11 protein-coding genes, 1 tRNA gene and 1 pseudogene are annotated in these 13,569 nt (G+C 69.0%); 4 read left to right on the top strand and 9 right to left on the bottom strand.

Annotated elements, in window-relative coordinates:
- Positions 1–9: 9 nt before the first annotated feature.
- A complete protein-coding gene (locus tag ACTHL9_RS09700; RefSeq protein ID WP_440518682.1) occupies positions 10–651 on the top strand; it encodes an aminodeoxychorismate/anthranilate synthase component II in 642 nt (213 codons plus the stop codon).
- Positions 652–731: 80 nt separating this feature from the next.
- Complete coding sequence (locus ACTHL9_RS09695; RefSeq protein WP_440518681.1) at positions 732–992, top strand: hypothetical protein; 261 nt, start codon at positions 732–734, stop codon at positions 990–992.
- Here the strand turns inward: ACTHL9_RS09695 and pknB are convergent.
- Genes pknB through ACTHL9_RS09660 form a run of 7 tightly spaced genes read right to left on the bottom strand, consistent with a single transcriptional unit; the run spans position 989 to position 10,436 of the window.
- On the bottom strand, positions 989–2,905 hold the full coding sequence (pknB, locus tag ACTHL9_RS09690) for a Stk1 family PASTA domain-containing Ser/Thr kinase (RefSeq protein WP_440518680.1): 1,917 nt from the start codon (positions 2,903–2,905) through the stop codon (positions 989–991). The genes ACTHL9_RS09695 and pknB overlap by 4 nt on opposite strands.
- Before the next feature lie 45 nt (positions 2,906–2,950).
- Complete coding sequence (locus ACTHL9_RS09685; RefSeq protein WP_440518679.1) at positions 2,951–4,582, bottom strand: serine/threonine protein kinase; 1,632 nt, start codon at positions 4,580–4,582, stop codon at positions 2,951–2,953.
- Positions 4,579–6,039: a peptidoglycan D,D-transpeptidase FtsI family protein gene (locus ACTHL9_RS09680; protein WP_440518677.1), complete on the bottom strand. Its 1,461-nt coding sequence runs from the start codon at positions 6,037–6,039 to the stop codon at positions 4,579–4,581. The genes ACTHL9_RS09685 and ACTHL9_RS09680 overlap by 4 nt, the downstream gene beginning before the upstream one ends.
- Positions 6,036–7,460, bottom strand: coding sequence for an FtsW/RodA/SpoVE family cell cycle protein (locus ACTHL9_RS09675; protein WP_440518675.1), 1,425 nt, complete (start codon positions 7,458–7,460; stop codon positions 6,036–6,038). Before ACTHL9_RS09675 ends, ACTHL9_RS09680 begins: the two co-directional genes overlap by 4 nt.
- A complete protein-coding gene (locus ACTHL9_RS09670) occupies positions 7,457–9,172 on the bottom strand; it encodes a PP2C family protein-serine/threonine phosphatase (protein ID WP_440518673.1) in 1,716 nt (571 codons plus the stop codon). Before ACTHL9_RS09670 ends, ACTHL9_RS09675 begins: the two co-directional genes overlap by 4 nt.
- A gap of 2 nt (positions 9,173–9,174) precedes the next feature.
- Positions 9,175–9,648 (bottom strand): FHA domain-containing protein FhaB/FipA, encoded by a 474-nt coding sequence (locus tag ACTHL9_RS09665; RefSeq protein ID WP_440518671.1) that lies wholly within the window; start codon positions 9,646–9,648, stop codon positions 9,175–9,177.
- The gene (locus ACTHL9_RS09660; RefSeq protein WP_440518669.1) at positions 9,645–10,436 is read right to left on the bottom strand and encodes an FhaA domain-containing protein; all 792 of its coding nucleotides are present in this window, start codon (positions 10,434–10,436) and stop codon (positions 9,645–9,647) included. Before ACTHL9_RS09660 ends, ACTHL9_RS09665 begins: the two co-directional genes overlap by 4 nt.
- Positions 10,437–10,657: 221 nt before the next feature.
- Between ACTHL9_RS09660 and ACTHL9_RS09655 the strand changes: the two genes are divergently transcribed.
- Positions 10,658–10,740: transfer RNA gene (locus tag ACTHL9_RS09655), tRNA-Leu, on the top strand.
- 43 nt (positions 10,741–10,783) lie between these two features.
- On the opposite strand, the gene ACTHL9_RS09650 is transcribed toward ACTHL9_RS09655, so the two are convergent.
- A complete protein-coding gene (locus tag ACTHL9_RS09650) occupies positions 10,784–12,319 on the bottom strand; it encodes a lipase maturation factor family protein (protein WP_440518667.1) in 1,536 nt (511 codons plus the stop codon).
- Between the two features lie 35 nt (positions 12,320–12,354).
- Between ACTHL9_RS09650 and ACTHL9_RS09645 the strand changes: the two genes are divergently transcribed.
- Positions 12,355–13,053 carry a dienelactone hydrolase family protein gene (locus ACTHL9_RS09645; RefSeq protein WP_440518665.1) on the top strand — a complete coding sequence of 233 codons (699 nt, stop codon included), beginning with the start codon at positions 12,355–12,357 and terminating at the stop codon, positions 13,051–13,053.
- A 6-nt stretch (positions 13,054–13,059) separates the two neighbouring features.
- On the opposite strand, the pseudogene ACTHL9_RS09640 reads toward ACTHL9_RS09645, so the two are convergent.
- Positions 13,060–13,569: pseudogene (locus tag ACTHL9_RS09640) on the bottom strand (MFS transporter); the annotation flags it as partial.

The raw sequence follows: 13,569 nt of genomic DNA, 5'->3' as shown, positions 1-13,569 counted from the left end.
CGAACCGCAATGACCACCCGCATCCTCGTCATCGACAACTACGACTCGTTCGTCTACACCCTGGTTGGCTACCTCCAGCAGCTCGGCGCCGAGACCACCGTGGTGAGGAACGACGACGTCTCCCTCGCCGAGGCCATTGAGCTCGCCGAGGCGCGCGACGGCGTCCTCATCTCTCCCGGCCCCGGCAACCCGGGCGAGGCGGGCGTCTGCATCGAGCTCATCCGGTGGTGCGGGGACGCGGCGAAGCCGATGCTGGGAGTGTGCCTGGGCCATCAGGCCCTCGCAGAGGCGTTCGGCGGCAAGGTCACGCACGCCCCCGAGCTCATGCACGGCAAGACCTCGCTCGTGGAACACGAGGGCAAGGGCGTTTTCGCCGGACTCAAGTCGCCGTTCACCGCCACGCGCTACCACTCGCTCGCGGCCGTCGCGGACTCGATCCCGGAGGTCCTCGAGGTGACGGCGCACACCCACTCCGGCGTCATCATGGGGCTTCAGCACAAGAGCGCGCCGCTCAGCGGCGTGCAGTTCCACCCCGAGAGCGTGCTCACCGAGGGCGGCTACCAGATGCTCGGAAACTGGCTTGAGTCGCTCGGCCTCGAGGGCGCAGCGGAGAGGGCCTCGACACTGAGCCCGCTCATCCACGCCCAGTAGATTCACAGCTCCGTGGTGCGCTCCGCGGACTTACACTGAGGGCCTTACGGCGTTAAGACAATGCGTCCGAGGAGGCCCCCATGGTCGATATCCCAGCAATGATCGCTGCCCTGCAGCCAGTGGAACTTGAAACCCTGAGGTCCCGAGGGCGCGAGCAGATCCTCGACGCGGGGCTTGTCGCCGCGATCGACGCCGCGGCGGGCGGTCCAGGAGAGGGGCGCGGCTACTACGTGGTAAACGGCCCGCTGTGGCCCGTGGAGAACCGCGAGTACCACCTGAGGTCCGACGTGGCCGCGGCGATCTTCGACGCGCAGCGGTTCGATCCCCAACGGATCAGTTAGCCGCCGCCACCGTTGCCGTTCCCGCTCTTCTTGTCCGTGGGGCCTGGGTTGGGGGTCGGAGGGCCTGAGGAGGACGACGACGGCGCTGGCGCCGGCGGGGGCGGAGCCACCGCCATGCTGAGGACAACGGTGCCGCCCTGGTCGATCGTTCCATCCGGGGGCACGCTCTGGTCCACGATGGTGCCCGCCGGGGCGGTGCTCGTCGTGACCTGGTTGACCTGCACGCCCAGCTTGAGGTCGGCGAGGGCGGCCTTGGCGTCGTCCACGCTGCGCCCCCGGAGATCGGGAACCGCGACCTTGCCGGTGGACACGGTCAGGACCACCTGCGAGCCGATCGCCACCGTCTGCCCCACGCCCGGGGAGACGGTGATGACGTGGCCGAACGGGACGGTCGCGCTGTTGGCGGTCTTCGACTGGTCGGCGGGAACGAGGCCGAGCGAGCGGAGGAGATCCCGTGCGCCGGCCTCGGTGTTGCCGATGAGGCTTTGGGGGATCACGGCCGTGGACGGCCCGCTCGAGATCTCGATGACGATCTTCGCGTTCTTCTCGAGCTGTGCGCCCATGGACGGAATCGTGTCGATGGCAAGGCCCTTGGCCACGTCCGCACTCGGCTTCTGCGCGAACTCGGGCTGGAGGCCCAGCTGGGTGAGCTTCGCGAAGGCGTCGGTGTCCTTGAGATTCGCCACGTTCGGGACGCTGACGTAGACGATAGCGGGCGGCTGCGTGAGGTAGCTGTAGAGCCAGTAGCCGCCACCGCCCAGGACCAGAAGTGCGATCACGAGGAAGATGGCGATGCCGCCCCGATGCCTCCGCCGGCGTTCCTCGGGCTCGTCGTCGTCGAACGGGAGGAAGGGGTCGGCGTCCTGCGCCGGCACGAGCGGGATCTCGCCCGTGTCGCCCAGATGGGGCGACGGCGGCTGCGCACTGTCGGCGGCCAGCCCGCCCCCGGCTGCGGCGAGGGCCAGCGCCTCTGTGTGCTCGGCGTCGTCCATCGCGGCCGTGGGAAGCGCGCGTCCTGCGCCGGCAGCACGGAGCGCGCGGCGGAACGCGCCCGCGTCCTGGAAGCGGCGGGCCGGGTCCTTCTGGAGCGCCTTGTCGAGGACGCTCTGCACGGCGTCTGTAATGGCCGGATTGAACTCCTGCGCCTTCGGGGCCTCGACCTGAACGTGCTGATAGGCGACCGAGACCGGCGACTCGCCGATGAACGGCGGGCGGCCCGTGAGGAGCTCATAGAGGAGGCATCCCGTGGAGTACAGGTCGCTCCGCGCGTCCACAGTCTGGCCCTGGGCCTGCTCCGGGGAAAGATACTGGGCGGTTCCGACCACGGCCTGCGTCTGGGTCATGGTTGCGCCCGACTCCGCGATTGCGCGGGCGATGCCGAAGTCCATGACCTTGACGCCGCCAGTCTCGTCGTCGCACACCATGACGTTCGCGGGCTTGATGTCCCGGTGGACGATCCCCGCGCGGTGGCTGTACTCGAGCGCAGACAGAACGCCCTGGACGTATTCGAGGGCCTTGTCCTGGGCGATCGGGCCCTCGCGGACCAACTCGCGCAGCGTCCGCCCGGTCACGAGCTCCATGACCATGAACGGCACGTCCACGGAAGCCGGGTTGAGGGGGTCGGCCGACCGTTCGCCCGTGTCGTACACCGCCACGATGTTCGGGTGGTTGAGCGCCGCCACGGCCTGCGCCTCGCGTTCGAAGCGCACGCGCAGCTGCCGGTCGCGCCCCATGTCCGGCCGGAGCATCTTGACGGCCACCGTCCGGCCGAGCCGCGTGTCCTGCGCCTCGAAGACGTCCGCCATGCCACCGCGACCCAGGAGCCGTCCGAGCACATAACGGCCCGAGAGGACGACGGGCTGCGGCATGGGCTCGTCCTCTCGTTCCAGCGGCGTGTGGGTGGGCTGCGTCATGACCTCGTATTTCCCGGCAGAAGGGACTGTTAGTCCAGTGTGGCCCTACTTGGTGGCCGAAGGTGTGGAGGTCGGTCCTGTTGAGGGTGTCGCGGCCTGAGTGCGGGTTGGTGTGGGCGTGGGAGTGGGCTGCGGGACCACGGCGTACGTGACGGTAATGGTGGTTCCGAGCGGCACGCGTCCGGTCGGGCTTACGGTCAGCACAGCACCCATGAAGCCCTGCGACTGCTGGACGGGCGCGAGCTGAACCTGAAGGCCCAGGGCCTCGAGCTGCTGCTGAACCAGCGCGTAGTTCTGCCCCACGTAGTCCCCGGCCACCACGTTGACCGTCTGGACGGTTTGCGTTGGCGTGGGTGTGGGGGTCGGCGTCGGCGTGGTGCTCGACTGGGTCGGCGTGGGGCTGGGCGGCGTGGACGACGCCGTGGGCAGCGGGGCCGGCGAGAACAGGCCGGAGTTGCTCAGCCAGACCCCGAGGAGCACGAAGAGCAGGAGCAGCACGAGCGCCACGAGCGGCCACGTGAGCGCACTGCGTTTCCTGCGGGTGCGCGGCGGGACGGGGCTGACCTCGTCCTCTTCGTTGACCGGCGCGTACCATGGCGAGTCCCCGCCCGGGTGATCGCCCTCGACGGCGCTCACGTCATCGTCGGCCGTGGACATCACGGGAAGCGCGGCGGTGGCCGGCGACGCAGCGTGCGCGGCCTGAGCGCCCGCAGCCGCGGCACCCAGCGCACCCGCGGCTGCAGCCCCGCCGACGACGGCGGTCGGCGCCGTGTCCTGCCGTCTCACCGGCTGGGTCATCGCCTCGGTGGAGTCGTCGTGGAGGAGCATCGCGGGTACGGCGGCTTGGGCTGCGCGGATGTCCCCGCGGCGGATCGCCTCGGCCGCCTCGGCGAACTTGATCGCGTTCGCCGGACGATTGCGGGGGTCCTTCGAGAGCATCGACATGAGCAGCGCCCGCACGGGGGCGGGGATCTGCTCGGGGAGGGGCGGCGGGGCGTCATTCACCTGGGCGAGCGCGATCGCGATCTGGCTCTCGCCCGAGAACGGGCGATGGCCCGTGAGGCACTCGTAGCCGATCACGCCGAGCGAGTAGATGTCGCTCGAGCCCGTGGCCTGCTGGCCCGTGGCCTGCTCCGGTGCGAGGTACTGGGCCGTTCCCATGACCTGACCCGTCTGGGTGAGCGGCACCTGGTCTGCCAGGCGCGCAATGCCGAAGTCCGTGACCTTGACGCGGTTGTCCGGCGTGATGAGGAGATTGCCGGGCTTCACGTCGCGGTGGACGAGCCCCCGCGCGTGCGCGACGGCGAGGGCACGCGCGGTCTGTGCCATGATGTTGAGCGTCCGGTCGGGGGAGAGGACCTTCTCCCGCTCGAGGATGGAGCTGAGCGGCTCGCCGGGGACGAGCTCCATGACGAGGTAGGCCGACCCGCTGTCCTCGCCATAGTCGAAGACGTTCGCGATGCCGTTGTGGTTGAGCAGCGCGGTGTGGCGTGCCTCGTTGCGGAAGCGCTCGAGGAAGCCGGGATCGCCCGCGTACTCCTCCTTGAGGATCTTGATGGCGACGTTCCGCCCCAGCACCTCGTCGCGGGCGTTCCACACCTCGCCCATGCCGCCGATGGCGATACGGCTCTCCAGGTGGTACCTGCCGCCCAAGGTGATGCCCGACGTGGGTCTCACTTCTTCAACACCGCCTCAAAGATCTTGCTCGCGCTCGGACTGGTCAGTTTGGCGCCCGTCAGGACGTCGACGCCTTCCATCACCACGGTCACCTGCACCTGCGGATTGTCCGCGGGGGCGAATCCGGTGAACCACGAATTGTTCAGGCCGCTCGTCCCGAGCTCGGCCGTTCCGGTCTTGCCGGCCACCTGCACGCCGGGAACGGCGGCACCCTTCGCGATGCCGTTCGAGACCACCTGCGTCATCCAGTCGGTGATCTGACCGGCGATCGCCGGGGTGGTGGAGGTCCGCAGCACCTCAGGCTTGGGCTCGTCGATGATGCGCAGATCGGGGGCCCGCACGGTCTTGATGAGCGAGGGCTTCATCTGGACGCCGCCGTTCGCAATCGCATCTGTCATCAGCGCGATCTGCAGCGGGGAGGCCTTCGTGTTGAACTGCCCGATCGATGCCTGGGCGAGCTGTGCCTGGTCGAGATTGGTCGGCCAGACGCCCGACTGGTAGTCGAGGTGCAGAAGGTTGCCAGCGTCCTGCCCGAAGCCGTACGCGGCCGCCTGCTTGCCGATCGCGTCCTGCCCGAGGTCGAGCGCGATCGACGCGAACGGCGTGTTGCACGACTGCTCGAGCGCGAAGACGAAGCTCGCCTCGTTCTGGGTGTAGCAGTTGCCCCCCGCGTAGTTCGGCAGTGTCGCGGTGCTGCCCGGGAGCGGCATCTGGGCGGGGTTCGGCAGGACGCTGTCTTTGTTGTACTTGCCGGAGGCGAGGGCGGCGGTGGTGTCCACGAGCTTGAACACGGAACCGGGAGCCAGGAGCGCGCCCGTCGGGCCGCTCACGCTCTGGTTCAGGTTGATGCCCGGGACGCTCTGCAGCTTGGTCATCGCGGCCTGAGCGGCCGCCTGATCGTGCGTGGCGATCTGGTTCGGGTCATAGCTCGGCTTCGAGGCCATCGCGATGATGGCCCCCGTCTTCGGGTTCGTGACCACGATCGAGCCGCGCATGCCGTCAGGGATGAGGCTGTAGGCGAGCTGCTGGATGGCCGGATCGATCGTGAGCTCCACCGAGGCGCCCTGCGGCTGCTGGCCGAGGAACAGCTGCTTGATCCGGTCGAGCAGGAGCTGGTCCGAGGTTCCGGTCAGCGTCGAGTTCATGCTCTTCTCGAGCCCGGTCGAGCCGAAGATGTTGGAGTAGTAGCCCGTGAGCCCGGCGTAGAGGTCCGGCTGCAGGTACTGGCGCTGGTATTTGCAGCTCTCAGACCCGCTGGCCACCGATTGGACGATCGGCTGGCCGGCCACGAGGATCGTGCCGCGGTCCTGGCAGAAGGTCTGGAGGATCGCCCGGTTGTTCCACTGGTTGGACGCGAGCTCGTCGGCGCCGATCACCTGGACGTAGCTGATCGAGCCCAGGATGAGGGCGAACATGGCGGCAATGGCCACCCATGCATGTCTGATGGCCTGGTTCACTGCTTCTTCACCGCCTGCGTCAGGGTCGTCTCCGCGGCCGTCTGCTGCCGCAGCGACGACGTCGTTGCCGGGTTGGGGGCCTCTTCGGGGTGCAGGGGAGTGGTGTCGAGCGGGCGCCGGGCCGCATTCGAGATCACGAGCATGAGCGCGATGATGATCCAGTTGGCGAGGAGCGAGGAGCCGCCGGCCGCGAGGAACGGAGTGGTGAGGCCCGTCAGGGGGATGAGCCGCGTGACGCCGCCGATGACCACGAAGCACTGGAGGCCGATCCCCGCGGACAGGCCGCATGCAAGGAGCTTCCCGAAGGCGTCCCGCGCTCCGATCGCAGCGCGCATTCCGCGCGTCACGAGGAGCGCGTACAGCATGACGATCGCGAAGAGCCCCACAAGGCCGAGTTCCTCGCCGAAGGCCGCGATGATCATGTCCGAATGCGCGAACGGCACGAGATCCGGGCGTCCTTGGCCCAGGCCCGTCCCGATGATCCCTCCGTTGGCCATGCCGAACAGCCCCTGGACGATCTGGTAGCTGCCGCCGAACTGGCGGCCGAAGACGTCCGGATCGAACGCGTTGAGCCAGCCGTCGATGCGGAGGCGGATGTGCGGGAAGATGATGCTCGAGGCCATGGCTCCGCCGAACATGAGCAGGATGCCGAGGAGGGCCCAGCTCGCGCGGCTCGTGGCCACGTAGATCATCGAGATGAAGATCCCGAAGAAGAGGATCGACATGCCGAGATCGTGCTGGAAGATCAGGATCCCGATGCTCGCGAGCCAGGCGATGATCATCGGGCCCAGATCCCGGAAGCGCGGCAGCTGCAGCTTCCCGATCCGGCGGCCGGCAAGCAGGATGAGGTCCCGGTTCGTGGAGAGGTAGCCGGCGAAGAAGATGCCGATCGTGATCTTGGCGACCTCGCCGGGCTGGAACGTGGCCGAGCCGACCTTGATCCAGACCTGGGCGCCGTTGATGTCGCCCGCCGTGACCCCCGGGACGAGCGGGAGCACCAGGAGCACGGCGCTCAAGATGAGCGAGATGTAGGTGAACCGCCGGAGTGTCCGGTGGTCCTTGAGGACCCAGATCACGACGGCGGCAAGAGCCATTCCGATGACGGTCCAGCGGGCCTGGGCGTTGCCGTAGTCCGTGTCCGGTGTGTCCAGCCGGTGGATCATGGCGAGCCCGAGCCCGTTGAGGGTCACAACGATCGGAAGAATGACCGGATCGGCATATTTTGCCCGGAAGCGCAGAGAGATATGCAGCGCGAGGGATGCTGCGGCCAGGATGCCCGACTCCATCCAGAAGTCGCTGCTGAGGGCGGCGCCTTCGTTGATGGCCGTCATGGCGTTTGCCCCGCACCCGACCACGAGAGCCAGGATCAGCAGGACGAGTTCGATGTTGCGCCGGGGGCGCACGGCCTCGACTGCGCTCACTGTTGTCCTCCCAGGCACGGATTGGTGGGCGATGGGCTGGCCGAGGGCCGCCCTGATGCGCTGGCCGTCCCCGGCGGCGCCGAGGCTGACGGCTGGGGGACAGCGCTCGGCGACGCCGAGGGTTTCGCCGACCCGGACGACGACGGCGAGCTGAGGCAGCTTTCAGGGTTGCTTCGGATTGCGGCCACAATATCCTCCGCCTCCGACAGGCTGTTCGCCGCTATGCCCGCGCGGAGCCGCTGCTGCTGGAAGTCCGGCAGCGAGCTGAGGGTGATCTCGGTGGTGGCGTGCACCTTCGAGAGGGAAATCGGGCCGAGGGTCTGAGACACCCCGTTGAAGATCGCCACTCGGTTCTCGAAGGCCCCGACGTAGTAGCGCGTCTGCGTCCAGGCGTAGCCGAACCACAGCCCGAGGACCACCACGAGGGCAATGACGAGGGCCACCGCGATCTTGATCCACCGACGCAGCCGCTGGCGGCCCGTATCCTGCTCGACCTCTGCCTCCTCGACCTCCACCTCGTCCGAGGCGCGATGCGTCAGGAGTGCGGCGGCGCGGCGCGCGGCGGTTCGGCTCGCGACGGACGGCAGGGAACCGCTCTCGGCAGCCGCCGCGGCAGCGCCGACAAGCTCGTGGGGCCGGCTGTCGAGCTCGCGGCGCAGCACCTCGGCGGAAAGATGGGCGCCGAGATTCGGGTCGGTGGGAACCTCGTGGCGCACCCCCTCCTCGGATGCTTCGTCTCCGGTGTCGGCAGGCTCGGGCGATTCGGGAGAAGTGGGTTCGGCCGATCCCTCAGCCGCAGCGGAAGGCGCCGGCTCTGCTTCGGGGGAGGCGTCGTCCGTCTCTTCCTCGGGTTCCGCCTTGGCGGTGGGCGACTCCGCGCGGGCCGCGGAAGTGACCGGAGTGCGCGCAGCGGCCGAGGCGGTGACGGTCGCGGCGGCCGCGGGAGCGGCAGGGGGCTCCTCGTCGATGGCGGCGTCAGCGGCAATCACGTCCGCGACGATGACGGTGACGTTGTCCGGCGCGCCAGCGGCGAGGGTCAGGCTGATGAGGCGATCCGCGCACTCGCCCGGGTCTTCGATGTCCCGAACCGTCTGCTCGACGATCGCGTGGGGAACGTAGTTGAGGCCGTCGGAGCAGAGCAGCCAGCGCTCGCCCTCTTCGACGTCGAAGGACGTCAGATCGAGCTCGGGGCTCGCGTCCACGTCGCCGAGGACGCGCATGAGCACGTTCTTGTGCGGGTGGGTCTCCGCTTCCTCGGGGCGAAGGCGTCCCTCGTTGATGAGCCGCTGCACGAAGGTGTGATCCACGCTCATCTGCTCGAACCGGGTGCCTCGGAGGCGATAGGCGCGCGAATCGCCAATGTGCGCAAAGGCGAGCTTCGAGCCGTTGAGGAGGATCGCGGTGACCGTGGTGCCCATCCCCGCGAGCTTGGGATTCGTGGCCACGAGCTCGGAGAGCAGCGAGTTTGCAGTCTGGATCTCGTCGGCGAGCACCGTCCCCGCCTCGCCGCTGTCGCCGTACCCGCCGTGGTCCAGGTGCACGAGGTCCAGGACCGTTGACGCACTCGCAACATCCCCGCCGGCGTGGCCGCCCATGCCGTCCGCGACGACGGCAAGATGACGGCCGGCGTACGCCGAGTCGTCGTTCTTGGAGCGCAGTCGGCCCACATCGGACCGGGCTGCGTACCGGAGGATCAGCTGAGTGTCCGGCAAGATCAGGGCCTCAGCTCGATCACGGTCTTGCCGATCCGGATCGGCACGTTGAGCTCCACGGGCTGCGCACGGGTGAGCTGGCGATCAGCGAGGTAGGTGCCGTTGGTCGAGCCGAGGTCCTCGATGAACCAGCGGCTGCCCTGCGGGAAGAGGCGCGCGTGGCGGCCGGAAGCGTAGTCGTCCTCGAGGACCAGGGTGGCCTCCTGCGCGCGGCCCAGGAGCACGGGGCTCTCGCCGAGAGGCATGGTGGTTCCCGCAAGCGGGCCTTCGACGACGACGAGCTGGTTCGCGTGCTGCCGCGGCGGCGGCTCCGCGAGGGCCGGATTCTTGCGGACCTGCCGGGCAGAGGGTGCGCCGGTCTTGTTGCGGCGCCCCACAGCGAGGTCGCGGCGCATGGCGGCGACAATGCTGAACACGAGCACCCACATGAGCACCAGGAAGCCCAGACGGAGGACGGTGAGCGTCAGTTCGTTCACGCAGGTCCTCCCAGAGGTGCCGGCAGCATGCGGAACACAATACGGGTGCGGCCCATGGAGATCGTCGAGCCGTCGAGGAGCTCGGCCGTACCGTTCACACGTTCGCCGTTGACGTAGCTGCCATTCGTCGAGCCGAGGTCTACGGCATACACGCGCCCCTGATTCCGGCGGATCTCGAGGTGTCGGCGGGAAACGCCCGTGTCGTCCACCACGATGTCCGCCTCCGAGGAGCGGCCGAGCACGATCGAGTCTGCATTGATCGAATACCGCTGCCCGTCGATGTCGAGGACCGGATGCGTGCGGACCGGCTGCTGCAGCTGCGCGCCGCCGGGGAACCGATTCGGTGCCGAGGGGATGCGGGGCGGGGCCGGGGGCATGGGGCGACGGGGAACGCTCGGCTGCGCGGGAGCCGGGGCCTGCGACTTCTCCGAGCGCGCGGTGACCTCGAAGATCCCGGCCTTGAGGCCGCCGTCGTGCTTGAAGGAGAAGCGGACCGGACCCTGGAGCGTGTAGCCCTGGGAGCGCGCGTGCTTGACGGCGACGTCGCACAGTTCCTCCGCGAGGGCCTGGCCCCACTGCTGGACGCGCGCGAAATCGTCGTCGCCGAGGCGGGCCTCGAAAACGTTGGGCGCCAAGGTGCGGCCCTGCGAAATGGCAATGGCCTGGTCGTCCATGACGCGGCGCAGGCGGCTGGCGATCTCGACGGGCTGAACCTGGGCATTGCCCCTCGAGAAGACGCCATGCACGGCCTTCTCGATACCGAGCTCGAGGCGGTCGAGCAGTCCCATGGCCGTCCTCCTCTCTCGGCTAGCCATCCGGCGGGGGTGCGCGGCACATTCGTGCGATGCTCCTTCCGATACTACTGGGCCGGTCTGGAAACTCCGCTTCGGAAGTGATGGAGCGCTGCCGAGGGCTCCGTGTCGATTTCGCATCCGAGGGGCGCTCGGCTATGCTTGACCTCGCTGCTTTCGCAGGATTCCGCCGTTCTGGCGGGTCCCGCGGAGGGTGAGCGCGAGTGGCGGAACGGCAGACGCGCTGGCTTCAGGTGCCAGTGTCCGAAAGGGCGTGCGGGTTCAAATCCCGCCTCGCGCACAGCTGAGAGGCCCCGGTCCTGTGACCGGGGCCTCTTTTGTCGTTACGCCACATCCCTCAGCTCGACGGGGCGGATCAGCACGCGAAGCGGCGTGATCATCCAGCGATTGCCCGTCTCGCGGAACTGCTCCGCCGTGGAGAACTCGTACAGGGCGTTCCGGACCCGGATCCATCGAGGCGGTTCGCCGCCGAAGGGGTCGGCGCGCAGGAGCTTCAAGGTCGCCCGATCCGCCTCCAGCAGTTTGAACAGGAACGCGTAGAACCATTCCTCGTGCACCGTGCGCAGCGGGAGGAACCACATGAGCCAGTCGAGGCGCAGGTGGTACGGCGCCCACTGGCGCGGCACGCGCTCAGGCTCGCCCGGCTTGCCCTTGAAGCGGTACTCGCGCCATTCCGCCTCGTCGGAGGGAACGTCGTCGAGCGTCCCCTCCACCACGATCTCGACGCGCCGCTTGGTCACGCTGCCGAAGGCCCCATACGTGTTGCCGAGCATCCAGCGGTTGAAGGCCGCATTCATGAGCTGGCGGCGCGAGAAGAGGTTCTTCGCCGGCCAGTAGCCGAGCACCGCGAGGAACAGGGCCGCGGCGAGGGCGACGACGGCCCACACCCAAGAGCCCACGTCGCCGGGGTAGCCGGTGGGCTCCCCCCCGCCGCCGGCGAAGAGCCCTCCCGACCACACGCCGTCGGGCTCGGCCCCCGCCTCGGCCCATGACGCCGAGGAATAGCGCAGCGGCATGAAGGGGAGCACGGCGTGCACCACCCTGTCGCTCACCCCGGAGAACGCGAGCACAATCGCGGACCAGTTGAGCCACGCGAAGTTCCCCGACAGCACGAGCCAGAGCTGCGTCACGATCACGATCGCCGCGGCGATCGTGGCGAGCGGCTGCGGGGCGAACAGGAAGAACGGCACCACCAGCTGCGCGACATGGTTGCCGATCACCTCCATGCGGTGGAGCGGCTTGGGCAGGAGGTGGAAGCGCCGGCTGAGGGGGCCCGGCATCGGCTGGGTCTCGTGGTGGTAGTACAGAGCGGTGAGATCCCGCCATTCGCGGCCGCCGCGGATCTTGATCATCCCCGCGCCGAACTCGAGGCGGAACATGAGCCACGCGGCGACGAGGAGCACTGCGGTGGGCGGCGGGCTCTGGTCCGAGCCGAGGAACGCGACCGTGAAGCCGGCCTCGAGCAGGAGCATCTCCCACCCGAAGCCGTAGAAGGTCTGGCCAACATTCACGATCGACATGTACAGGATCCACAGCACCAGGAACGCGATGAGCGGAACCCAGGGTGGCCCAAGCTGGGGGATCCCGAGGATGAGCAGGGCGGAGACGGCGAGGCCAATGCCGCAGATCCACCGGAGCCGACGGTCGGAATAGCCCCAGCGGAACAGCGTGGGGCGGTTGAGCCGGTGGAAAGCGTTGAGGAAGTCCGGAACGGGCAGGAGGCCGTGCTCGCCGAGGAGGGCTGGGAACTGGTTGAGGCTTGAGAGGAAGGCGACGAAGAACAGGGCGGCCACGCCCCGCTGCAGAACGATCCGTGCGAGCTCGTAGTCCGGTGCGCTGAACCAGAGCAGCCAGTCCATGGGTCAACGCTACGACGGCCCGCTAGCGTGGTGCCATGAATGAGCAGAGGCCTTTCCAGAACGTCACCTTCCCGTCCAGCGGCCGGGAGGCCCACGGCTACCTCGCGCTTCCGCCGTCCGGGTCGGGGCCCGGCGTGATCGTCATCCAGGAATGGTGGGGGCTTGTTGACCACATCCGGGACGTTGCGGACCGCCTTGCCGCCGAGGGCTTTGTGGCCCTCGCGCCGGACCTCTACGGCGGCCGCGTCGCGCACGACGGCGCCGAGGCTGCCCGCATCATGCAGACCCTCCCGGAAGAGGAGGGGGCCCGCCTGCTGGCCGGCGCCGTCGACTATCTCCTCTCTCTCCCAGAGGTGACGAGCGCAACCGTGGGCGCGATCGGCTTCTGCATGGGCGGCGGCTTCGTGCTGCAGCTCGCAGCCCAGCAGGGGGAGCGGATCAGCGCGGCCGTGCCGTTCTACGGCGTGGGCCAAGGTGTGCCGAACGACTTCTCCGGCATCCGCGCCGCCGTCCAGGGGCACTACGGGGAGCACGACCGCGGGTACCCGGCCGCCCAGGCGCGCAAGCAGGAGGAGCAGATCCGCAGGGAGTCCGGCGCCGAGGTCGAGTTCTTCTTCTACGACGCCGGGCACGCGTTCGCCAACGACTCCAATCCGCAGGGCAATTACCGTCCCGAGGCGGCCAAGCTCGCGTGGGAGCGGGCGGTGCTGTTCCTCAAGGACAAGGTTCGCTGACCGCCCTCACGCCTGCGGGGGTGTGCGCAGGGCTTGGCGGACGACGACGGCGGCCGTCACCATGAGTGCCGCGGCGATCGCGGAGGTGGCCCCGACACCCGAATCGAACGCGTGGCGCGCCGAGGCGAGGAGGGCCGACGCGGCGGGCTCGGGCAGGAGCGGCGCGGCGTCGACGGCGCCGCCGAGCGTTTCGTGGGCCTTCGCCGCGGCGTCGGCCGGCAGCCCGGCCGGCACCGACACGTTGAGCCGGTACGCGGCGCCGAGGACGCTGCCGAGGATGGCCGTGCCGAGGACCGCGCCGAGCTCGTACGCCGTCTCCGAGATCGCCGAGGCTGCCCCGGCCTTCGGAGCGGGGACGCTGGCGATGATGAGGTCGTTCGAGAGCGTTTCCGCCAGGCCCACCCCCGCGCCGACCACCGCGAAGCCCGCAAGCAGCGCCAGGAGCGACCCGTCCCTGCCGAAGGCGAGCACCAGGCCGTAGCCCACGGCATTGAACAGCAGCCCGGTGACCATGAC

The sequence above is a fragment of the Sinomonas sp. genome, assembly GCF_051955515.1.
Lineage (GTDB): Bacteria > Actinomycetota > Actinomycetes > Actinomycetales > Micrococcaceae > Sinomonas.
Note: the sequence above shows the minus strand (reverse complement) of the source record. Positions and strands in the feature narration are given on the sequence as shown.

What these genes read in the sequence shown, in the direction of transcription:
- ACTHL9_RS09700 (WP_440518682.1), top strand. Translation starts at nt 10, where the DNA reads ATGACCACCCGCATCCTCGTCATCGACAACTACGACTCGTTCGTCTAC.
- ACTHL9_RS09695 (WP_440518681.1), top strand. Translation starts at nt 732, where the DNA reads ATGGTCGATATCCCAGCAATGATCGCTGCCCTGCAGCCAGTGGAACTT.
- pknB (WP_440518680.1), bottom strand. Translation starts at nt 2,905, where the DNA reads ATGACGCAGCCCACCCACACGCCGCTGGAACGAGAGGACGAGCCCATG.
- ACTHL9_RS09660 (WP_440518669.1), bottom strand. Translation starts at nt 10,436, where the DNA reads ATGGGACTGCTCGACCGCCTCGAGCTCGGTATCGAGAAGGCCGTGCAT.
- ACTHL9_RS09650 (WP_440518667.1), bottom strand. Translation starts at nt 12,319, where the DNA reads ATGGACTGGCTGCTCTGGTTCAGCGCACCGGACTACGAGCTCGCACGG.
- ACTHL9_RS09645 (WP_440518665.1), top strand. Translation starts at nt 12,355, where the DNA reads ATGAATGAGCAGAGGCCTTTCCAGAACGTCACCTTCCCGTCCAGCGGC.